We start from the raw sequence: 21,296 nt of genomic DNA on the forward strand, positions 1-21,296 counted from the left end.
CTGAGCTCTTCGGATGGGCTGGATGTCGGGCAAGAGTATAGGCGCAACCAGCGCCCAATGCACCGCTCGCAACGCACGGCAGCTTCGAGGAATTCTGGGGGTCGGCGTAGGTTACGCGGCGCCGCTCATATAGGTCTCGCGGCGGCCGATCATGCGCTCAGCGGCAGCCTTGGCGTCCGCTTTCGAATGGGTCGCGCAGGTCCGGTATTCGAGATCGGGTACATCCTTGGTGTCGCGGCGACCGAACCAGGATTTTGAGCCGACCGGCAGCAGCGCAAGAGACTGCGCCAGATTGTCGACCGCGCCGAACGAATAGAGCGCGCCGGTCCCGGCGATGCGGACTTCGTAAATGCCGGGCGAAATCGGCGCTTCGAGGTTCTCGCCCCGTCCGGGACGGGGATAGCGCTTCCACTCGCTCCAGGTCGAAATCATCTCAAAATCCCCTCACGGCCGTGAACGACCGTCAACATTTGCATCAATCTTACGGTTCGGCGGCCGATGGCGCCGGGTTCTGAACGCCCAAAAGCACAATATGTTTCAGAGACAACGCATCCGGAAACATAATGCCTGACACCCTTTGGGGTCACGCCCAGTTGCAGTCATCCACCGCAGATTGCGAAGAGGTGTTGCAGTTGGGCTGTCCTTCTCGTCCATCCCACGTCGCCTCAGGTCAAGTCACGACATCGCGACCGGCACGGACCGGTTGACGCGCTTGCCGCGCGCGACCTGCAGGAGGATGATCGATCGCTTCCAACAATAATCAAACCGGAGGAAACGTGCATGCAGAGCAAAGCTCAGATCGATCAGCTATTGCGGCAGACCAGCGATGCCAAGGAGATTCCCGGCGTCGTCGCAATCGCCGCCACCGGCAAGGACGTGCTCTATCAGGGCGCGTTCGGCAAGCGCGACCTGTCAAAACCCGACCCGATGACCGCCGACAGCGTGTTCTGGATCGCGTCGATGACGAAGGCGGTAACATCAGCCGGCGCCATGCAACTTGTCGAGCAGGGCAAGCTGTCGCTCGACGAGCCCATCGGAAAATTGCTGCCCGACCTTGCAGCACCGCAAGTGCTGGAAGGTTTTGACGCCAGCGGTTCACCAAAGCTGCGCCCGGCCAAAAAGCCGATCACGCTGCGCCTGCTCATGACCCACACCGCCGGCTTCTGCTACGACATGTGGAACGGCAACATGGCGACCTATCTCGAGAAGACCGGGACGCCCGGCATCATCACCTGTCTGAACGCGGCGCTGAAGACGCCTGTTATGACCGATCCCGGCACGCGCTGGGAATACGGCACCAATATCGACTTCGTCGGCAAGGCGGTCGAGGCCGCGAGCGGCAAGAAGCTCGACGCTTATCTGCGCGACAACATGTTCGCGCCGCTCGGCATGACGAACACGGCGTTCAAGATCAGCGACGACATGCGCAAGCGCCTGGTCGGGATGCACGCGCGCGGCGAGGATGGCCAGCTTGCGCCGATGCCGTTCGAGCTGGAGCAGAATCCGGAATTCCACATGGGTGGCGGCGGCCTCTACTCGACGGCCGGCGATTACATCAAGTTCACCCAGATGATCCTCAACAAGGGTCGCGGCAACGGCAACCAGGTGCTGAAGGCCGAGACGGTGGCCACGATGGGGCAGAACCACATCGGCGATCTCGCCATGACCAAGTTGATTTCGGTCGCGCCGCCCTACACCAACGACGTCGACCTCTATCCGGAGCAGGTGAAGAAGTGGGGCCTCAGCTTCATGATCAACACCGCCAAGACCGCGGAAGGCCGCTCGGCCGGCAGCCTCGCCTGGGCGGGCCTCGCCAACACCTATTTCTGGATCGACCCGGCGCGCGACGTCAGCGGCGTGATTTTGATGCAGCTGTTGCCGTTCGCGGACGCAAAATGCCTGCAGGCCTTTGCGGGTTTTGAGCGCGGCGTCTATGCCGGGCTCGATGCCGGCAGCGGACAACGGGCGGCTTAACCCCATAGTCGAAGGCGCGCTGTTCCGCGCGCGTGATACAAAGGATATCCTCGTGCTCGGATGGCAGTCACCGTCGGAGCACGAGGCAACAACCGACCGAGCTGGAGGACACGACCTTGGCAGACAAAGCCGACAGTTACGTTTGCGGCATTTCCGATACCCCGCTCTTGGGCGATACGATCGGGCGCAGCCTCGATCTCGCGGCGCATCGCTGGGGCAACCGCGAGGCACTGGTTTCCCCCAGCCATGGGGTGCGGTGGACGTGGACTGAATTCGCCGAGCGTGTCGACGCGCTTGCCGCCGGTTTCCTCGCGCTCGGCCTCGAGCGGGGGCAGCGGATCGGCATCTGGTCGCTCAACCGCCCGGAATGGACGCTGACGCAATTTGCCGCCGCCAAAGCCGGCCTGATCCTGGTGACGATCAACCCCGCCTATCGGCTGAGCGAGCTGGAATTTGCGCTGCGCAAGGTCGGCTGCGCGGCGGTCGTCACCGCCACCGCGTTCAAGACCAGCAACTATATGGAGATGCTCAACACGCTCTTGCCCGAGCTTGCAACCGCAAAACCCGGCCAGTTGCGCGCGGCAAAGCTGCCCGACCTGCGCATGGTGATCCAGATCGGCGGACCCGCTGCATCAGGCGCGATCCCCTTCGAGGAGGTCGCAACGATGGGCGGCGCGCGGCATCGCGAGCAGCTCGCCGCGCTCGGCGCCTCGCTGCAGTTCGACGACCCCGTCAATATCCAGTTCACCAGCGGCACCACGGGCTCGCCGAAGGGCGTGACGCTCACTCACCACAACATTCTCAACAACGGCTATTTCGTCGGCCGCGCCATGCGGCTGACGGAAGCAGATCGCATCTGCATCCCGGTGCCGCTCTACCATTGCTTCGGCATGGTGATGGGTAACCTCGCCTCGGTGACGCTGGGTGCGACCATGGTCTATCCCGGCGAAGGCTTTGATCCGCTGGCGACGCTGAAGACGATCCAGCAGGAGAAGTGCACGGCGCTCTACGGCGTGCCGACCATGTTCATCGCCGAGCTCGATCATCCGGAGTTTTCGATCTTCAACCTAAAATCGTTGCGCACCGGCATCATGGCCGGCGCGCCCTGTCCGATCGAGGTGATGAAGCGCGTCAACACCGAGATGAACATGGGCGAGGTCACGATCGCCTATGGCATGACCGAGACCAGCCCCGTCAGCTTCCAGAGCGCGACGGACGATCCGCTCGAGCGACGCGTTTCCACCGTTGGACGCATCCATCCGCATGTCGAGGTCAAGGTCGTCGATCTCGATGGCAAGATCGTCAAGCGCGGCGAACGCGGCGAGCTCTGCACCCGCGGCTACAGCATCATGCTGGGATATTGGGACGAGGCGGAAAAAACCGCCGACGTGCTCGACAAGAACGGCTGGATGCACACCGGCGATCTCGCCACCATCGACGACGCGGGCTATTGCAATATCGTCGGCCGCATCAAGGACATGGTGATCCGCGGCGGCGAAAACCTCTATCCGCGCGAGATCGAGGAGTTTCTGTATCGCCATCCCAAGATCCAGGACGTGCAGATCTTTGGCGTCGCCGACCAGCGCTATGGCGAGGAGCTCTGTGCCTGGATCAGGGTCCGCCCCGGCGAGACGCTGACAGCGGAAGAAGTGCGCGCCTTCTGCGAAGGGCAGATCGCCCACAACAAGATCCCGCGCTATGTCGAATTCGTCGGCGAATTCCCGATGACCGTGACGGGAAAAATCCAGAAGTTTTTGATGCGCGATGCGGTCGAGCAGCGGCTTGGGTTGAAGGCGGCGAAGACGGCGTGATTCCGGACGGCCTTAAGGCCCGCTCAGCAGGCTGACCACAAACCTGCTGCCGACGATGAAGAGATAGCAGCCGAACGCCGTCTCCAGCGTACGCTTGGACATCGCGTGCGCGGCCTTCACCCCTAGCGGTGCGGTGACGAGGCTCATTGGCATCACGAGAACAGCGCCGATCAGCGAGACGAAGCCGAGTGCGAACGGCCATTGCAGAGCTGCGACCGCGGGATAGTTCGCGGCTGCGGGCCAGCCGGCATAGACATAGCCGAGCGCGCCGGGGATCGAGATCAGCACCGCCAGCGCGGACGATGTCGCGACCGCCTGATGGATCGGGCGACCGTAGAAGGTCATCAGGAGGTTCGAGAACAATCCGCCGCCGATGCCCATCAGCGTCGAGAGAATGCCGACGCAGAAGCCATACACGCGCATCAGCGGTCCCCGCGGCAGATCGCTGCCGAGCTTCCAGCTTTCGCGCGCAAGAATCAGCCGCGCGGCCGCGGACCATGCCACGCAGACGAACACGATCTTGAACAAGCGCTCCGGCGCGTATCGCGCGACCACGCTGCCGGCGACGACACCTGTTACGATCGGCAGCCACCAGACCTTGAGGATCTCCATGTCGACGGCACCGCGCTTGTAGTGCGCCTGAAACGAACGGATCGACGTCGGGATGATGATCGCGAGCGACGTGCCGATGCAGAGCGGCATGCGCACTTCAAGCGGCACGCCGGCGACGCGAAAACATTCGTAGAGCACCGGCACAAGAATCGCGCCGCCGCCAATGCCGAACACGCCTGCGAGAAATCCGGACAGCGCACCTACGCCGACGAGCAGCAGCGCAAGTTCAACGACATCCCAAAGCGGAAGACCTGCGATCACGCGAAAATTGCCCCGGCGTGCGGCGACGGTTGGCCCGCCCGTTCTGTGAAAGCTCTAGGCGATCTGGTGGCCGCGGTCGACACGCGGAGGCCGATGGCTGAGGTGGATTGCAGAGGTCGCATATCCTCGGAGACCGCATTCGGAGGGCCCAGGAAGGGCACTTGAGCGCCGAATCGTCGACCAGCATTCGCTGCGAACAGGGGTCATCCGACGATGAACGTACCGGACGGTTTAGAGGCGTTCCATGAAGCATTTCAAATCGGTGCGGCAGCGCATCAGAAAGAGTGGTTCATCATTCATTCTTATGCTGCCACTTTGACGCTCTGGTATACCAAGCCCCTGATGATCCTTGTTTCATCATCGTTATAGGGATGAATAACGGTTCGGTTTATGGCGATTTGGTGATTGCGCGGACAGATTCGACTCCGTAAATAGGGCCGACCTTTCGCGATCCCCGCGCGCCCCATGCTGGGCCGCAATAAAACATCAAAGTCGCCCATGACCGCACGGATCGAACGACCGCTCTCACCTCATCTGCAAACCTACCGTTGGACACTGACGATGGCGCTGTCGATCGTCCATCGCGCCACAGGCGTTGCGCTCTATTTCGGGACGCTGCTGCTGGCCTGGTGGCTGATAGCAGCGGCCTCGGGTCCGGCAGCCTATTCCTATGTGCAGGCTTTCACCGGCAGCTTCTTCGGCCGCCTGATCGTGTTCGGCTACACTTGGGCGTTGATGCATCACATGCTCAGCGGCATCAGGCATTTCGTCTGGGATCTCGGCTACGGCTTCAAGGCCAATGAGCGCGAGGCGCTGACCTGGGGCGCGCTGATCGGCGGCATCGCTGCCACCGTGCTGGTCTGGATCATCGCTTACGCGGTCGGAGGCGGACGATGAGCGCGTCAGACACGCCCAAGCGCAGCATGCGCACCCCACTCGGCCGCGTCCGCAATCTCGGCGCCGCCCATTCCGGCACCTCCGATTTCTGGCGCCAGCGCCTCACGGGCGTCGCGATGACCCTGCTGATCATTCCCGTGATCGTCGTCATCATGATGATGCTCTCCAGCAACCAGGCTGGAGCCAAGGTGATCCTCAGCTCGCTGCCGATTGCGGTGATCCTGCTGCTCTTCATCTTCGCCAGCGCCTGGCACATGAAGATCGGCATGCAGGTGGTGATCGAGGACTATGTCCACAACGAGAAGGTGAAGCTCGTCTCGGTCATGCTCAACAATTTCTTTGCGATCGCCGTGGCGCTTGCCTCGACTTACGCGATCCTCAAACTTTCATCGGGAGTCTAGCCCATGGCCGGTGGTGGAAATGGCAAGGCAAACGGCGCTCCTGCGACCAATGGCAAGGCCTATCCGATCGAGGACCACACCTATGACGTCGTCGTGGTCGGCGCCGGCGGCGCGGGCCTGCGCGCCGTGGTCGGCTGCAGCGAGGCCGGCTTGCGCACGGCCTGCATCACCAAGGTTTTCCCGACCCGCTCGCACACCGTAGCAGCCCAGGGCGGCATCTCCGCCGCACTCGGCAACATGCACAAGGACGACTGGCGCTGGCACATGTACGACACCGTGAAGGGGTCGGACTGGCTCGGCGACCAGGATGCGATCGAATATATGGTGCGCAACGCGCCCGAGGCCGTCTACGAGCTCGAGCATTGGGGCGTGCCTTTCTCGCGCACCGAGGACGGCAAGATCTACCAGCGCCCGTTCGGCGGCATGACCATGGACTACGGCAAAGGCCAGGCGCAGCGCACCTGCGCCGCCGCCGACCGCACCGGCCACGCCATGCTGCACACGATGTACGGCCAGTCGCTGCGCCATGCGGCCGAATTCTTCATCGAGTTCTTCGCCATCGACCTGATCATGGACGACCAGGGTGTCTGCCGTGGCGTGATCGCGCTGAAGCTCGACGACGGCACCATCCATCGCTTTCGTGCCCAGACCACGATCCTTGCGACCGGCGGCTATGGCCGCGCCTATGCATCCTGCACCTCGGCCCATACTTGCACCGGCGACGGCGGCGGCATGGTCTTGCGCGCCGGCCTGCCGCTCCAGGACATGGAGTTCGTGCAGTTCCATCCGACCGGCATCTACGGCGCGGGCTGTCTCGTCACCGAAGGCGCGCGCGGCGAGGGCGGCTATCTCGTCAACTCCGAGGGCGAGCGCTTCATGGAGCGCTACGCGCCATCTGCCAAGGATCTCGCCTCTCGCGACGTGGTCTCACGTTCGATGACCATTGAAATCCGCGAAGGCCGCGGCGTCGGCAAGAAGAAGGACCACATCTTCCTGCACCTCGACCACCTCGATCCCGCTGTGCTGCAGGAGCGGCTGCCGGGCATCTCCGAATCGGCCAAGATCTTCGCCAATGTCGACGTGACGCGCGAGCCAATCCCGATCGTGCCGACCGTGCACTACAACATGGGCGGCATACCCACGAATTATCACGGCGAGGTGCTGACCAAGAAGGATGGCGACGACAATGCCGTGGTCCCCGGCCTGATGGCGCTGGGCGAAGCGGCCTGCGTGTCAGTGCACGGCGCAAACCGCCTCGGCTCCAACTCGCTGATCGACCTCGTGGTGTTCGGCCGCTCCGCGGCGCTGCGCTGCGCCGAGAAGCTCACCGCCAACGCCAAGCAGCCGGAACTGCCGGCGAACTCGTCGGAGCTGGCGCTCGGCCGCCTCGACCATTACCGCTACGCCTCCGGCGGCACGCCGACTGCGAAGCTGCGCGAAGGCATGCAGCACGTGATGCAGAGCAACTGCGCCGTGTTCCGCACCGGGGAGGTCTTGAGCGAAGGCCAAAACCTCATCCAGAAGGTCCATGGCGGCATCACCGACATCGCCGTGTCCGACCGCTCGCTGGTGTGGAATTCCGATCTGGTCGAGACGCTCGAGTTCGACAATCTGATCGCGCAGGCGGTGGTGACGATGAACTCGGCGGCGAACCGCACCGAAAGCCGCGGCGCGCATGCGCGCGAGGACTTTGCGGACCGCGACGACAAGAACTGGATGAAGCACACGCTCGCCTGGATCGACGAGGCCGGCAAGGTCGCGATCGACTACCGTCCGGTGCACAACTACACCATGACCAACGACGTGCAGTACATCCCGCCGAAGGCGCGGGTGTACTAAGCGACAGCGAAGGCCTATCGAAATGGTTGAATTCGCACTTCCGAAGAACTCGAAGATCACGGGCGGCAAGACCTGGCCGAAGCCGGCGGGCGCTGCCGAGCTGCGCGAATTTCGCGTCTATCGCTGGAATCCGGACGACGGCAAAAATCCGAGCGTCGACACCTACTACGTCGACACCAATGATTGCGGTCCGATGGTCTTGGACGGCCTGATCTGGATCAAGAACCACATCGACCCGACGCTGACCTTCCGCCGGTCATGCCGCGAGGGCGTCTGTGGCTCCTGCGCCATGAACATCGACGGCCAGAACACGCTCGCCTGCACCCGCTCGATGCACGACGTGAAGGACGGCGCGGTGAAGGTCAATCCGCTGCCGCACCAACCGGTCGTCAAGGACCTGATCCCCGACCTCACCAATTTCTACGCGCAATACGCCTCCGTCGAGCCATGGCTGAAGACGACCTCGCCGACGCCGCAGAAGGAATGGCGGCAGAGCCATGAGGACCGCGAAAAGCTCGACGGCCTCTACGAATGCATTCTGTGCGCCTGCTGCTCGACGTCCTGCCCGAGCTACTGGTGGAACAGCGACCGCTATCTCGGCCCCGCCGCCCTCCTCCAGGCCAACCGCTGGGTTTCGGATTCCCGCGATGAAGCGACCGGCGAGCGGCTCGACAATCTCGAGGACCCGTTCCGGCTCTACCGCTGCCACACCATCATGAACTGCGCCAAAGCCTGTCCGAAAGGCCTGAACCCGGCCGAAGCTATCGCCGAGCTCAAGCTCAAGATGGTCGAGCGTCAGGTTTAGCTAAAGTTTAGGCATCGCCCCCGGCGGCGGAGAATCGCCGGGAAATACCTCTCTACCTGCAATAGATTGTGGCAAAATTTGCTACCGACCGGCCCCGGCGGGCGGATGGAAGCATTGCGCCGGTTCCACCCACAAGCCGCTTCCTTACCACAGGGAAATTCAAGTAACATTCGTTCCGGGACAGGAGCGGACTGTGCAGGGCGCGCGCCGCAATTCGCTAAGACTCTTGCAGTGGATGATGGCAGCATCCCTGGCGCTGCCGATTGCACTGTTCGTCATCGCCTCCGCGATCTCCTACACCTCCACCAACGAGATTGCCGACCGCGAGATCGAACGGACGCTCGACGTCGCGCATGAGCATGCGCTGAAGGTTTTCGAGACCATCGACCGCAGCCTTGCCGAGCTCAACGAGGTCGTGCGCGGCCTTCCCGACGACGTCATCATCTCCCGTGAGCCGGCACTGCACCGTCGGCTGAAGCGACTGACGGATGCGCTGCCGCAGCTCAAATCGGCCTGGATCTTCGACGCCCAGGGCAAGGCGCTGGTCAACAGCCTCGTGTCGCCCCCGCCAGAGATCAGCTTCGCCGACCGCGACTACTTCAACGCCCATGTCGACCACAATATCGGCTCCTTCATCGGCACGCCGCTGACGCCGCGCCCGCCCTATCAGGGCGCGCGCTTCTTCGGGATGAGCCGGCGCCGCGACTCCGATGACGGCAGCTTCATCGGGGTGATCCAGGCGTCCGTCCTGCCGGAATATTTTGAGAGCTTCTACGCTCGGATCGGCCGCGATCCCGGCAGCTTCTTCACGATCGGCCGCACCGATGGCGCGCTGCTGGCGCATTTTCCGCGGCTCGACGGCGACGTCAGGCTCGATCCGGGCGGGCCGGTCGGCCGGAAAATCGCCGCGAGCCCGGACCACGGGCTGATGACCATCGCCTGGCCGACGGATGGCATCGAGCGGCGCATCGGCTACAAGCGCGTCGCCGAATATCCGGTCTATGTCAGTGCGGGGCTCGAGACCTCGGCGATCCGCGCGCGCTGGTATGCGACCATCGGCCAGCATCTGGTGTTCGGCGTGCCCGCGACCGCGCTGCTGTTCCTGTTCCTGGCGCTGGCATTCCGGCGCACCCAGCATCTGCAGGCCGAGGCCGCACGACGTCGGGACGCGGAGGAGGCGCTCAAGCACAGCCAGCGGCTCGAGGCACTGGGACAGCTCACGGGCGGCGTCGCGCATGATTTCAACAATCTCCTCACCGTGATCCGCGCCTCCGTGGACCTTTTGAACCGGCCGCAATTGTCGGAGGAGCGGCGGCAGCGCTACATCAATTCCATTGCGGATGCGGTCGCGCGTGCCGCCAAGCTGACCTCGCAATTGCTCGCCTTCGCCCGGCGTCAGACGCTGAAACCGGAAGTGTTCGACGTCGGCGCACGCCTGCAATCGCTGCACGACATGCTTGCGACGCTGCTCGGCCCCGGCATCGAGATCGCGATCCGGCTGCCGGCGGAGCCGTGCCTGGTCAATACTGACGCCGGACAGTTCGAGACGGCCCTGTTCAACATGGCGGTGAACGCACGCGATGCCATGCAGGGTCGCGGCAAGATCGTCTTCACCGTGCAGGCGGCAACGGTCATCCCCGATTCACTGGCTCATCTGGTCGGGAGCCACGGCTTCGTCACGGTCGACGTGACCGACACCGGTGTCGGCATTCCGGCTGCCCAGATCGGCCGCATCTTCGAGCCGTTTTTCACCACCAAGCAAATCGGCCGCGGCACCGGCCTCGGCCTGTCGCAGGTCTTTGGTTTCGCAAAGCAGTCCGGCGGCGAGGTCACGGTGCAAAGTGAGGTCGGCAAGGGCAGCACCTTCACGCTCTATCTGCCCCGCGTGCCCGCCGAGATCCTGCCGCGACGGCAGGCACCCGACACCGCGCCCGCGGTCGCCGGCAACGGCATGTCCGTGCTGCTGGTCGAGGACAATATCGAGGTCGCAAACTTCGCGGCCGACGGGCTCACCGAGCTCGGCTACAGCGTGACGCTTGCCGACAACGCCGACGATGCGCTCACAGAGCTGATCGGCGACCATGATCGCTTCGACGTCGTGTTCTCCGACGTGGTGATGCCCGGCAAGACCGGGCTCGACCTCGCCAACGAGATCCGCGCCCGCGGCATCGCAGTGCCTGTGGTGCTCACCACCGGCTACAGCCAAGTGCTGTCGCAAGAGGGCAGCGTCGGCTTCGACCTGCTGCAAAAGCCCTATACGATCGAACAGCTCTCGCAGTTCCTGCACAAGGCAGCACGGCTGCGCCGGGTTGGCGCGGCCGAATAGCGTCGGCGGAACCCGAGGGAACCATCCCGGTTCCCTTGCGTTACCGGGCGATGCAAAAGTCGGGCGCAAAGCGTAAGCGGGACAGCAAGCAAGGCAAGACGGCGCCGATCGTCGAGATCGCGGGTGAGAACGGCGACGAGGTCGCACCGCCGCCGCCGGAGATTCTCGAACCCGACGCCGAGCTGACGCCCGAGGAGGCCGAGCAGGCGCGGAAGGATTATCTGCTGACCCGGTTCTGGATCAGCGCACGCGGCTTCTGGAGCCGCAATGGCGACCGGCTGGCATGGCCGTTCTCGGTCGGGCTCGTGGTGCTGATCGTCCTGACTGTCGGCTTTCAATACGGCATCAACGTCTGGAATCGCGCGATTTTTGACGCGATCGAGAAGCGCGATGCGGCGACCGTCTTTCACCTCACGGCGATGTTCTTCCCGCTCGCGATCGGCAGCATCGTGCTCGGCGTCGCGCAGGTGTTTACGCGCATGGGCATCCAGCGGCGCTGGCGCGCCTGGCTCACCAACAGCGTGCTGACGCGCTGGCTGTCCAACGGTCGCTACTACCAGCTCAACCTCGTCGGCGGCGACCACAAGAATCCCGAATACCGGATCGCCGAGGACCTTCGGATCGCAACGGACTCGCCGGTCGACTTCCTCGCCGGCGTGACCTCAGCCTTCCTGTCGGCCGCAACCTTCATCGTCGTGCTCTGGACCATCGGCGGCGCGCTCACGGTGATGCTGGGCGGGACATCGGTCACGATCCCTGGATTCCTCGTGATCGCGGCGATCGTCTACGCCGCGATCGCCTCGGGCTCGATCATGGTGATCGGCCGGCGCTTCGTGCAGGTCTCCGAGGACAAGAACCAGGCCGAAGCCGACTTCCGCTACACGCTGACACGCGTGCGCGAGAACGGCGAGAGCATCGCGCTGCTCGGCGGCGAGGAGGAAGAGCGCGGCGGCATCGACCGCAACTTTACCAATGTGTTGCGGCAATGGGCGCGGCTCGCCGGGCAACACATGCGCACCACGCTGGTCTCGCAGGGATCGAGCCTCGTGGCACCTGTGGTGCCGCTGCTGCTCTGTGCGCCAAAATTCCTCGACGGCAGCATGACGCTCGGGCAGGTGATGCAGGCGGCCTCCGCATTCACCATCGTGCAGAGCGCGTTCGGCTGGCTGGTCGACAATTATCCGCGGCTTGCCGACTGGAATGCGTGTGCGCGCCGCATCGCTTCGCTGATGATGTCGCTCGACGGCCTCGAGCGTGCCGAGCAGGGCGACGGCATCGGCCGCATCAAACGCGGCGAGACCGGGGACGACGCGATGCTCGAAATGAAGGATCTTTCGGTCACGCTCGACGATGGCACCGCCGTGGTCGGAGAGACCGAGGTGGTGATCGAACCCGGTGAGCGGCTCTTGGTCGCCGGCGAATCCGGCACCGGCAAAAGCACGCTGGTGCGCGCCATCGCAGGTCTTTGGCCATGGGGCGGCGGCAGCGTCAACTTTCATCCCGATCGCCGGCTGTTCATGCTGCCGCAGCGGCCCTACGTACCCTCAGGCAGCTTGCGCCGCGCGGTCGCTTATCCCGGTGCCGAGGAAGACTGGTCTGTCGAGGAGATCGGCAGTGCCCTAAGCAAGGTCGGCCTCGATCATCTCAAGGAAAAAATCGAGGAAGAGGGCCCGTGGGACCAGACGCTGTCCGGCGGCGAGAAACAACGCCTCGCCTTCGCGCGGCTGTTGCTGCACAACCCCGACATCGTCGTGCTCGATGAGGCAACCTCGGCGCTCGACGAGAAGAGCCAGGACAAGATGATGCAGATGGTCACGGACGAGTTGCCGAAGGCGACTATCGTCAGCGTCGCGCATCGCGCCGAGCTCGAAGCCTTCCACAGCCGCAAGATCGTGCTGGAACGGCACAAGGGCGGCGCAAAGCTCGTCAGCGACATCGACCTGATCCCGCGCAGGGGCAAGCGCCGCCTGCTCGGCCGCTTCCTGCGGCAACGCGGGGGATCGAAAAAGGCGGCGTAACGGTCCGTAGCCCGGATGGAGCGAAGCGTAATCCGGGGCAAGTCTGGCTCGCGGCACGAACCCCGGATTTCGCTTCGCTCCATCCGGGCTACACACCTCGCATGTGACATTGGAGTCCCCTGCAAAACCGGCTATGGCTACGCCGCCTGCAACGAGGACGCTCCGCTTGACTCCCGACAACGACCCTTCGCCTGCGCCGTTCGGCGCCTTCGCGCCCAATGCGGCGCAGGCTGCGATCATCCGCCTCGCACAGGGATCGCGGCTGAAGCGCGGCGCGTTCCGGCCCTGGCTGTCGCGGCTGGTCAATCTGATGCGATCGGGGCCGGTCGACGTCGCTTATCAAGGCGCCTCGTTTCGCTTCTACCATCAGGGCAGTGCGACCGAACGCGGGGCGCTGTTCAACCCCGACTATAATCTCGACGAACTCGATTTCCTGCGCCAGCACACGCCGTCAGGCGGCGTCTTCCTCGATGTCGGCGCCAATGTCGGTACCTTCTCGCTGGTGATGGCGCACCATGTCGGCAGCGGCGGCAAGGTGGTTGCGATCGAGCCGCATCCGACGACGTTTGCACGATTGTCGTTCAATCACGCCGCATCAAATGTGCCGCAGGTTCGCCTGGTGCAGGCGGCCGCCGGTCCAACCGACGGCGAGCTGATGATCGAGACCGACGGCGACAATCTCGGTGCCAGCCACGTCGTCACGGGCGCGGCGTCGGCGAAGGCGATCAAAGTGCCATCACGCCGTTTGACGCGGATCCTCGAAGAGTCCGGCGTGAGCAAGGTCGATGGCCTGAAGATCGACGTCGAGGGTTTTGAGGATCACGTCCTCATCCCCTTCTTCAAGCAGGCGCCGCACGCGCTGTGGCCGCGCGCGGTCGTGATCGAGCACCTGTCACAAAAGGAATGGCGCGAGGATTGTATAGCCGACATGGTCGCGCGCGGATACGCGATCATCAAAAAGACACGCAGCAATACCTTCCTGCTGCGCGGATGAACTTGAACGGCGGAGCTTTCGATGATCGACCATATCGGCTTTCCGGTTTCGGATTATGAGAGCGCAAAAGCGTTCTATGTTAAGGCGCTGGCCCCGCTCGGCTACGGCCTTATCATGGAAGTGACCGCAGAGCAGACCGGCCACGATGCTTTCGCTGGCTTCGGCGCCGACGGCAAGCCGGATTTCTGGATCGGCGGCGAAGGCGCGCTGAACAAGCCGGTGCATATCGCCATCGCCGCGAAGGACCGCGCCACCGTGGATGCATTCTACAGGGCTGCGATTGCGGCCGGCGGACGCGACAACGGACCGCCCGGCATCCGCGCGCATTATCACCCCAACTACTACGGCGCCTTCGTGCTCGATCCCGACGGCCACAATATCGAGGCGGTCTGCCACGCGCCAGCCTGAGGTGTTTTCGGTCTCATGCGCTGGGGAACATCGCCGCGCCGGCAACGTTGTCGTCCCCAAGCAACGAACCAGATGATGCGCGATGCCGATCGAACCGCCGGAGATTCCTCCGGCCACACCGGGTACGCCTACCGAGCCACCGCCGGGCATTCCGCCCGGCAATCCGCAGCCGGAGATCGCGCCGCCGGTGCGCGAGCCCGGCGAATCACCGCGGCCCGACGAGTTGCCTGGGCGTGTACCCGAGGAGATTCCGTCGCGCGGACCGAACGGGCCGCGTACACCCAATCCTGCGACTGACGCCGATTTGTCGCAGGCGCGCGCGTGAAGCGATTGCAAGATTCATCTGAATGCGTAATGAACGGTGATGTTTTGAATCGCTTCGCATCAAGAAATAAATCGAGCCGCGTCGCGTCCCACCGCCACAATCCGGCCTAACGCGTATCCGTTCATCGCATCACTTCACCCAAGAACCTTCCGGGGATCTGATCTCATGACTCACCTTCGCTTCGTGCTTCTTGCCACGACGGCTCTCACCGCGATGCCCTTCGCAAGCTCCGCATCGCATGCGCACGATGCAACGGCACCTATCGTGATCGCGCAGGGCCCGGCAGGCGAACTCGGCCCTGACGGAAAACCGAAGCAGCCGCCGAAGGGACCTGCGGCACCGCCGCCGCCCGCCGCCAAGCCGCCGGCTCCCCCGCCGCCACCGCCCGCAGCAGCCCCGCCGCCTCCGCGCCCGGCCGCACCACCACCGCCTCCGCCGCCCGCGGCTGCGCCCCCGCCGCCTCCGCGCCCGGCTGCTCCACCGCCGCCGCCTCCCGCGCCGTCACGTCCGACGCCACCCCCGCCGCCGCCCGCGACGCATCAGGCACCCCCACCGCCTCCGCCGCCTGCTGCTGCACCGAAGGCACAGACGCCGCCTCCGCCACCGCCGCCCTCGGCTGCACCGAAGGCGCCGACGCCACCTCCGCCTCCGCCGCCCTCTGCTGCACCGAAGGCACCGACGCCACCTCCGCCTCCGCCGCCTTCATTGGCGCCGCCGGCACGCGTTGCTCCGACACCCACGCCGGCTGCTCCGCCTCCACCGCCGCCGCCGCCTCCGACTACGCGTGCAACACCGACCCCGCCGCCGCCCCCGGCTTCACCGCCGCCGGGACGAACGCCGCCTGCGCCGACGCCCGCACCCAGTGCTGCGCCCGCTCCGACGGCAACACCGGCGCCGAGTGCTGCGCCGACCACGCCGCCGCCGGCCCGATCGGGTCCGCCGCCGGCCGGCGCACCGACGACCGTTCCAGGCGCGACACCCTTGCCGACCGGCACGCCTCCGGCTGCCGGAGGACCACCTCCCGGCGGACGTCCCGGCCAACCGCCTGCGGGATCGCCGACGCCAGCGCCCGGTGCGACACCAGCACCCACGGGCACGCCGCCTGCTGGTGGTGCTCCGACGCCGCCTCCGGGACGTCAGGGTGGTCCTGGTACGCCGCCGCCCGGCGGACCGGCCGCTGGTGCGCCCACGACCGGACCGGCTGTTGCAACGCCGCTGCAAGGCGGACCCCGGCCACCATCTGTCGTCTCTGGTTCGCCGGCCGCAGCGCCGCCGCCCGACAGGGCGCAAAACGCTCCGCCGACGGTTACCCCGGCCTTCCGGGCCGCGCCGACGGTCACGGCACCGCTGCCGCCACCGCCGCGTCCGCCGCAGCGTGACCTGACGCCGCTCGCAATCGGTGCAGGCGTCGTGGCCGGCGCCGTGATCGGTGCGACCATCGCCGACTATCGCAACCAGCGACGCGAGACCGTCGAAGGTGGCCGCACGATCTACACCGAGCCGGATCGCATCATCGTCCGCGATCCGGGCGGGCAGGCCTATGTCCGCGGCAACGACCTCTATCGCTTCCGCTATGGCGCCCGCGACATCCGTACGGAGACCATCGGCGCCGATACCCGCACCGTCGTGATCCGTCCCGACGGCAGCGAGATCATCACCGTGGTCGGTCCGGACGGCCGGTTGCTGCGTCGAATCCGCAGGGACCCCGCCGGACGCGAGATCATCATCATCGACAACAGCTACCGCGATCCGCGGGCGGTCGGCGGCTTCTATGTCGACATGCCGCCGCCGGTCGTCAGCATTCCCTACGATCGCTATATCGTCGACTCCGCGGAGGCGTCGCCTGACGTGATCTACCAGACGATGGTGGCACCGCCGGTGCAACGGATCGATCGGCGCTACACGCTCGACGAGATCCGCTACAGTCCCAATGTTCGCATGCAGATGCCGAGCATCGACGTCAACACGATTAACTTCGAAACGGGATCGTGGACCATACCGCCGGACCAGGCGGCGAAACTGCAGTCGATCGCCGACGGTCTCAACCGTGCGATCCAGGCCAACCCGCGTGTGGTGTTCCTGATCGAAGGTCACACCGACGCGGTCGGCAACGACGTCGACAATCTGTCATTGTCGGACCGTCGTGCGCAGTCCGCGGCCGAATTGCTGACCCAGCAATTCGGTGTGCCGTCAGAGAACCTGACGTCGCAGGGCTATGGCGAGCAGTATCTGAAGGAGCAGACGCAAGGGCCGAGCCTGATCAACCGGCGCGTCACCATCCGCAACATCACGCCGCTGCTCAACGGTGGAACGGCCTCGCTGCCGCCGCCCCCGCCCGGCACCGCTCCGCCGCGGTGAGGGTCGGACGAGAACGCAAAAGGCCGGGAGCAATCCCGGCCTTTTTTGTTGTAGCCCGGATGAGCGCAGCGACATCCGGGACCTAACCACTTGGCACGAAGACCCCGGATATCGCTGCGCTCATCCGGGCTACAAAAGCTTCAGCCCTTATCGCTCTCAAGCCTGAAGATCTGCGAGCCTTCACTGCCCGACAGCAATCCCGTCTTCGAATAGAGACCAAGCTTGGCGCGGGTGTCGGCGATGTCCAAGTTGCGCATCGTGAGCTGGCCGATGCGATCGGCCGGCGTGAACGGTGCATCTTCGACCTTCTCCATGCTCAGCCGCTCCGGCGCATAGGTCAGGTTCGGGCTCTCTGTATTGAGAATCGAGTAATCGTTGCCGCGGCGCAGCTCCAGCGTCACCTCGCCGGTGACAGCGCGCGCCACCCAGCGCTGCGCGGTCTCGCGCAGCATCAAGGCCTGCGAGTCGAACCAGCGGCCCTGATACAGCAGACGGCCAAGGCGCATGCCGCTGATGCGGTACTGCTCGATGGTGTCCTCGTTGTGGATGCCGGTAACGAGGCGCTCATAGGCGATGTGCAGCAGCGCCATGCCCGGTGCTTCGTAGATGCCGCGGCTCTTGGCTTCGATGATGCGGTTCTCGATCTGGTCGCTCATGCCGAGACCATGACGGCCGCCGATGGCATTGGCTTCGAGGAACAGCGCGACGGGATCGGTGAACGTCTTACCGTTCAGCGCCGTGGGCTGGCCTTCCTCGAAACGCACCACGACGGTCTCGGCCTTGACGGCACAATCGTCGCGCCAGAACGGCACGCCCATGATCGGGTTGACGATCCTGATGCCGCTGTCGAGATTTTCGAGATCCTTTGCCTCATGCGTCGCGCCGAGCAGATTGCTGTCGGTCGAATACGCCTTCTCGGCGCTCATCTTGTAGGCAAAACCGTTGGCGGTCATGAACGCCGACATCTCGGCGCGGCCGCCGAGCTCGTCGATGAACTGCTGGTCGAGCCAGGGCTTGTAGATGCGCAAGGATGGATTGGTCAAAAGGCCATAGCGATAGAAGCGCTCGATGTCGTTGCCCTTGAAGGTCGAGCCGTCGCCCCAGATGTTGACCCCGTCCTCCTTCATCGCCGCGACCAGCATCGTGCCGGTTACGGCGCGACCGAGCGGCGTGGTGTTGAAATAGGTGAGACCGCCGGTCGAGACGTGGAAGGCGCCGGACTGGATCGCGGCGATGCCCTCATGGACCAGTTGCGTGCGGCAATCCACCAGCAGCGCCTTCTCGGCGCCGAACTCCATCGCCTTGCGCGGGATCTCGTCATAGTCGGCTTCGTCCGGCTGGCCGAGATTGGCGGTGTAGGCGTAGCAGCGCGCACCCTTCTGCTTCATCCAGAGCAGCGCCGCTGACGTGTCGAGACCGCCGGAGAAAGCGATGCCGACTTTCTCCCCCTTGGGCAGGCTTTTCAGGATCGTGCTCATGATGCTTCCAATCGGCTATCGAAGGCTGGTTTTGGGTGTGGTTTGAGTGCGCGAATATCAAATTTCCCGCACCGGGGCACCCCTTTAATGGCTCACAGGGACGGCGCGGGCTCGGTTTTGCGCCCCATCAGCCGCTGGCGAAGCCGGTAGCCCGGCCAGGCCAGGCGGGTCAACGCGGCGTCGATGGCTGCATCTGACAACCGCGTCCGCGGCCAGCGGTAGATCAGCGCAAAGGCGAACCAGATCACGACGAAGGTGACAAGGCCCGCGATCGCGACGTCGGTGAAGAAGTGCCCGCCAAAGGCCATTCTGAGACCGCTGGTCACGGCGCCGAAGACGACCGCACCGGCATAGGCGAGCGGCCGCCATTGCGGCGGCGCCAGTGCTGCCGGCGCCAGCGTCCAGAACGCAGTCGCGCCCTCGCCGGAGAAGAATGAGCAGTTGCGACCGCAGCCGCCGCGCGGATCCCACCACGGCACGAATTGCTGGTCGCCGGCGAACTGCGTCACGACAACCGGACGCGGCCGGCCCCAATAGGACTTGAAGGCGAGATTGGTGAGGATGCCGGCCGACAGCGTCAGCGTGACCAGCAGGAAGATGATCGCGCGCCCCGACACCATCAGCGGCCGGTCGGGCCAGACGAGCTTGACCACCAGCGCCACGATCGACGGCAGCGCAAAGGCCCAGGCGATCCACATCGCGGCATCGCGCGCGACACCGGCCCATGCGCTCAGCTTGAGCGGAAAGGTCTTGCTCTCGGGGTCGAAGAACAGGCTGGCAAGCTTGAGGTCGAGCTCGGGATAAATACCGAAAACGAGGCCGATCACGACCCACAGCGCCAGCGCAACGAAAAGTCCGGTCCGGTTCATGGCGCGCGGTTTAGCCGAGGCGGAAGGGGATGAAAACCCTCCCTCCGTCATTCCGGCCGCGACGCTGAGGGCAGCGGCGGGGGTGGCCTCAACGGCGGCGGCGGATGGCGCCAGGCGCCGGCATTGCGGCCGGCAATGATCCAGTAGACGAAGCCCGCGACGATGCCTGCACCGGTCATGATCTCGAGATGGCGGCGGACGATGCCGGAAAATTGCAGCGTATCGGGATCGAAGGGCACGAGGCCGAGGTAGCACGCGAGGCCCACGAGCCCGCCGCCGATCGCATAGGCGAGCACGCTGCGGATATAGAATGCCTCGGTGATCGCGACGATCAGCATCGCCGGCAGCAGCGCAAAGCCCGAGACGAAGATGAAGCCGAAGCCGAGCAGGATGTCGATGGTGCTTTCATCGACGGGACCGGCGCCGAGATCGCTGAACTCGGGAAACAACAGCGCACCGACCACGATCATGCCGCCGACGAGGCATGACGCGAAGAAACCGATCAGGATGACAAAGAAGCGCCCGATCAAACCCATACCAAAGCCGACTATTCCGTCATTGCGAGCGAAGCGAAGAAATCCAGACCGTCTCCGCGGAAAGACGCTGGATTGCTTCGCTTCGCTCGCAATGACGTGGCTGCGATAGCGCACGCATGATCGGTCAATCCGTCATCGCCATGGCGCGGAGTGCATCGCGCTCACGGACGGACAGTTTTTCGGTTTCTGACTTGAGCTGGCCGCAGGCGGCGAGGATGTCGCGGCCGCGCGGCGTGCGCACCGGCGAGGAATAGCCGGCGTTGAAGATGTATTCGGAGAATTTTTCGATCTGATCCCAGTCCGAACATTCATAGGCCGTGCCGGGCCAGGGATTGAACGGAATCAGATTGATTTTTGCGTGAATGCCCTTGAGCAGCTTCACCAGCAGTTTTGCGTCGTCGAGCGAATCGTTGACGCCCTTGAGCATCACATATTCGAAGGTAATGCGGCGTGCATTGGAGGCGCCGGGATAATCGCGGCAGGCCTGCAGCAGCTCCTTGATCGGATATTTGCGGTTGAGCGGCACCAGCTCGTTGCGGAGATCGTCGCGCACGGCATGCAGCGAGATCGCCAGCATGACGCCGATCTCCTCTCCGGCGCGCACGATGTTCGGCACCACGCCCGAGGTCGACAGCGTGATGCGGCGGCGGGAGATGCCGATGCCTTCGTTGTCGCCGACAATCAAAAGCGCATCGCGCACCGCATCGAAATTGTAGAGCGGCTCGCCCATGCCCATCATCACGATGTTGGTGACGCGGCGCGTGCCGTCCTCGCGATCGGCCCAATCATTCAACCGATCCCGCGCCACCATGACCTGGCCGACGATCTCGCCCGCGGTCAGATTGCGCACCAGGCGCTGCGTGCCGGTGTGGCAGAAGGCGCAGTTCAACGTGCAGCCGACCTGCGAGGAGACGCACAGCGTGCCGCGATCGGTTTCGGGAATGTAGACGCATTCGACTTCATGCGCCTTCTGGACACTGTCGCCGCTCGGCAGGCGCAACAGCCATTTGCGGGTGCCGTCATTGGAGATCTGCTCGGCCACGACCTCCGGCCGGTCGACGGTGAAGCGCTCGGCGAGATCGGCGCGGATGCCCTTCGAGACCGACGTCATCTCGTCAAAGTTTTGGGCGCCGCGGAAATAGAGCCAGTGCCACAATTGCTGCACACGCATCTTGCGCTGCGCCGGCGCAACACCGATCTCGCCGAGGCGGTCGGCGAGCTCCGCGCGCGACAACCCGATCAGCGACGGCTTGGCCGGCGGCACATAGGTCTCGAGCGGAGTTTTCTCCACCAGGGTTGCGTTATGCGGCACGGTCGTCGATTGCATTTGTTGGCCTGAATTGCTGCTGTCTCGTCATGCCCGGGCTTGTCCCGGGCATCCACG

At 64.5% G+C, this 21,296-nt stretch carries 19 protein-coding genes; 13 read left to right on the forward strand and 6 right to left on the reverse strand.

Going from position 1 to position 21,296, the window contains the following annotated elements:
* Nucleotides 1-111 precede the first annotated feature (111 nt).
* The gene (locus C2U70_RS01340) at nt 112-432 is read right to left on the reverse strand and encodes a hypothetical protein (RefSeq protein WP_140976065.1); all 321 of its coding nucleotides are present in this window, start codon (nt 430-432) and stop codon (nt 112-114) included.
* A gap of 348 nt (nt 433-780) precedes the next feature.
* Here C2U70_RS01340 and C2U70_RS01345 point away from each other — a divergent pair, with 348 nt between their 5' ends.
* Both C2U70_RS01345 and C2U70_RS01350 read left to right on the forward strand, forming a co-directional pair.
* Nucleotides 781-1,974 (forward strand): serine hydrolase domain-containing protein, encoded by a 1,194-nt coding sequence (locus tag C2U70_RS01345; protein WP_186293992.1) that lies wholly within the window; start codon nt 781-783, stop codon nt 1,972-1,974.
* A 116-nt stretch (nt 1,975-2,090) separates the two neighbouring features.
* Nucleotides 2,091-3,785 carry an AMP-binding protein gene (locus tag C2U70_RS01350; RefSeq protein ID WP_140976067.1) on the forward strand — a complete coding sequence of 565 codons (1,695 nt, stop codon included), beginning with the start codon at nt 2,091-2,093 and terminating at the stop codon, nt 3,783-3,785.
* A 12-nt stretch (nt 3,786-3,797) separates the two neighbouring features.
* Here the strand turns inward: C2U70_RS01350 and C2U70_RS01355 are convergent, their stop codons facing one another.
* Nucleotides 3,798-4,658, reverse strand: coding sequence for a sulfite exporter TauE/SafE family protein (locus C2U70_RS01355; protein WP_140976068.1), 861 nt, complete (start codon nt 4,656-4,658; stop codon nt 3,798-3,800).
* Between the two features lie 213 nt (nt 4,659-4,871).
* On the opposite strand from C2U70_RS01355, the gene C2U70_RS32770 reads away from it, so the two are divergent.
* From C2U70_RS32770 to C2U70_RS01405, 11 genes are all read left to right on the forward strand, one after another.
* A complete protein-coding gene (locus C2U70_RS32770) occupies nt 4,872-5,027 on the forward strand; it encodes a hypothetical protein (RefSeq protein ID WP_186293993.1) in 156 nt (51 codons plus the stop codon).
* Nucleotides 5,028-5,156: 129 nt separating this feature from the next.
* Nucleotides 5,157-5,555, forward strand: coding sequence for a succinate dehydrogenase, cytochrome b556 subunit (sdhC, locus tag C2U70_RS01360; protein WP_140976069.1), 399 nt, complete (start codon nt 5,157-5,159; stop codon nt 5,553-5,555).
* On the forward strand, nt 5,552-5,956 hold the full coding sequence (sdhD, locus tag C2U70_RS01365; protein WP_140976070.1) for a succinate dehydrogenase, hydrophobic membrane anchor protein: 405 nt from the start codon (nt 5,552-5,554) through the stop codon (nt 5,954-5,956). Before sdhC ends, sdhD begins: the two co-directional genes overlap by 4 nt.
* A 3-nt stretch (nt 5,957-5,959) precedes the next feature.
* The gene (sdhA, locus tag C2U70_RS01370) at nt 5,960-7,795 is read left to right on the forward strand and encodes a succinate dehydrogenase flavoprotein subunit (protein WP_140976071.1); all 1,836 of its coding nucleotides are present in this window, start codon (nt 5,960-5,962) and stop codon (nt 7,793-7,795) included.
* Nucleotides 7,796-7,817: 22 nt separating this feature from the next.
* A complete protein-coding gene (locus C2U70_RS01375; RefSeq protein ID WP_140976072.1) occupies nt 7,818-8,600 on the forward strand; it encodes a succinate dehydrogenase iron-sulfur subunit in 783 nt (260 codons plus the stop codon).
* A 193-nt stretch (nt 8,601-8,793) separates the two neighbouring features.
* Nucleotides 8,794-10,926 carry a hybrid sensor histidine kinase/response regulator gene (locus C2U70_RS01380; protein ID WP_140976073.1) on the forward strand — a complete coding sequence of 711 codons (2,133 nt, stop codon included), beginning with the start codon at nt 8,794-8,796 and terminating at the stop codon, nt 10,924-10,926.
* Between the two features lie 50 nt (nt 10,927-10,976).
* Entirely contained in the window at nt 10,977-12,944 is a 1,968-nt protein-coding gene (locus C2U70_RS01385) for an ABC transporter ATP-binding protein/permease (protein ID WP_140976074.1), read from the forward strand.
* Nucleotides 12,945-13,110: 166 nt separating this feature from the next.
* A complete protein-coding gene (locus tag C2U70_RS01390; RefSeq protein ID WP_186293994.1) occupies nt 13,111-13,938 on the forward strand; it encodes an FkbM family methyltransferase in 828 nt (275 codons plus the stop codon).
* A gap of 21 nt (nt 13,939-13,959) precedes the next feature.
* Complete coding sequence (locus C2U70_RS01395; RefSeq protein ID WP_140976076.1) at nt 13,960-14,346, forward strand: VOC family protein; 387 nt, start codon at nt 13,960-13,962, stop codon at nt 14,344-14,346.
* Between the two features lie 82 nt (nt 14,347-14,428).
* Nucleotides 14,429-14,671, forward strand: a complete 243-nt coding sequence (locus C2U70_RS33360) for a hypothetical protein (protein WP_140976077.1) — start codon at nt 14,429-14,431, stop codon at nt 14,669-14,671.
* Between the two features lie 165 nt (nt 14,672-14,836).
* Nucleotides 14,837-17,029, forward strand: coding sequence for an OmpA family protein (locus C2U70_RS01405; RefSeq protein ID WP_140976078.1), 2,193 nt, complete (start codon nt 14,837-14,839; stop codon nt 17,027-17,029).
* A gap of 140 nt (nt 17,030-17,169) precedes the next feature.
* Here C2U70_RS01405 and argG read toward each other — a convergent pair whose 3' ends face one another.
* From argG to rlmN, 4 genes are all read right to left on the reverse strand, one after another.
* Nucleotides 17,170-18,507, reverse strand: a complete 1,338-nt coding sequence (gene argG, locus C2U70_RS01410; protein WP_140976079.1) for an argininosuccinate synthase — start codon at nt 18,505-18,507, stop codon at nt 17,170-17,172.
* A 92-nt stretch (nt 18,508-18,599) separates the two neighbouring features.
* On the reverse strand, nt 18,600-19,376 hold the full coding sequence (locus C2U70_RS01415) for a phosphatase PAP2 family protein (protein WP_186293995.1): 777 nt from the start codon (nt 19,374-19,376) through the stop codon (nt 18,600-18,602).
* 47 nt (nt 19,377-19,423) lie between these two features.
* Nucleotides 19,424-19,912, reverse strand: coding sequence for a hypothetical protein (locus C2U70_RS01420; protein ID WP_140976081.1), 489 nt, complete (start codon nt 19,910-19,912; stop codon nt 19,424-19,426).
* A gap of 124 nt (nt 19,913-20,036) precedes the next feature.
* Nucleotides 20,037-21,239: a 23S rRNA (adenine(2503)-C(2))-methyltransferase RlmN gene (rlmN, locus tag C2U70_RS01425; RefSeq protein WP_140976082.1), complete on the reverse strand. Its 1,203-nt coding sequence runs from the start codon at nt 21,237-21,239 to the stop codon at nt 20,037-20,039.
* Nucleotides 21,240-21,296 lie beyond the last annotated feature (57 nt).

Source organism: Bradyrhizobium guangdongense (assembly GCF_006483445.1).
Lineage (GTDB): Bacteria > Pseudomonadota > Alphaproteobacteria > Rhizobiales > Xanthobacteraceae > Bradyrhizobium > Bradyrhizobium guangdongense_A.

Excerpts from the sequence above, each read along its gene's own strand:
- C2U70_RS01340 (WP_140976065.1), bottom strand. The coding sequence starts at position 432 with ATGATTTCGACCTGGAGCGAGTGGAAGCGCTATCCCCGTCCCGGACGG.
- C2U70_RS01385 (WP_140976074.1), top strand. The coding sequence starts at position 10,977 with ATGCAAAAGTCGGGCGCAAAGCGTAAGCGGGACAGCAAGCAAGGCAAG.
- C2U70_RS01415 (WP_186293995.1), bottom strand. The coding sequence starts at position 19,376 with ATGAACCGGACCGGACTTTTCGTTGCGCTGGCGCTGTGGGTCGTGATC.
- rlmN (WP_140976082.1), bottom strand. The coding sequence starts at position 21,239 with ATGCAATCGACGACCGTGCCGCATAACGCAACCCTGGTGGAGAAAACT.
- C2U70_RS01395 (WP_140976076.1), top strand. The coding sequence starts at position 13,960 with ATGATCGACCATATCGGCTTTCCGGTTTCGGATTATGAGAGCGCAAAA.
- sdhA (WP_140976071.1), top strand. The coding sequence starts at position 5,960 with ATGGCCGGTGGTGGAAATGGCAAGGCAAACGGCGCTCCTGCGACCAAT.
- sdhD (WP_140976070.1), top strand. The coding sequence starts at position 5,552 with ATGAGCGCGTCAGACACGCCCAAGCGCAGCATGCGCACCCCACTCGGC.
- sdhC (WP_140976069.1), top strand. The coding sequence starts at position 5,157 with ATGACCGCACGGATCGAACGACCGCTCTCACCTCATCTGCAAACCTAC.
- C2U70_RS01405 (WP_140976078.1), top strand. The coding sequence starts at position 14,837 with ATGACTCACCTTCGCTTCGTGCTTCTTGCCACGACGGCTCTCACCGCG.
- C2U70_RS01345 (WP_186293992.1), top strand. The coding sequence starts at position 781 with ATGCAGAGCAAAGCTCAGATCGATCAGCTATTGCGGCAGACCAGCGAT.
- C2U70_RS32770 (WP_186293993.1), top strand. The coding sequence starts at position 4,872 with ATGAACGTACCGGACGGTTTAGAGGCGTTCCATGAAGCATTTCAAATC.
- C2U70_RS01375 (WP_140976072.1), top strand. The coding sequence starts at position 7,818 with ATGGTTGAATTCGCACTTCCGAAGAACTCGAAGATCACGGGCGGCAAG.
- C2U70_RS01420 (WP_140976081.1), bottom strand. The coding sequence starts at position 19,912 with ATGGGTTTGATCGGGCGCTTCTTTGTCATCCTGATCGGTTTCTTCGCG.
- C2U70_RS33360 (WP_140976077.1), top strand. The coding sequence starts at position 14,429 with ATGCCGATCGAACCGCCGGAGATTCCTCCGGCCACACCGGGTACGCCT.
- argG (WP_140976079.1), bottom strand. The coding sequence starts at position 18,507 with ATGAGCACGATCCTGAAAAGCCTGCCCAAGGGGGAGAAAGTCGGCATC.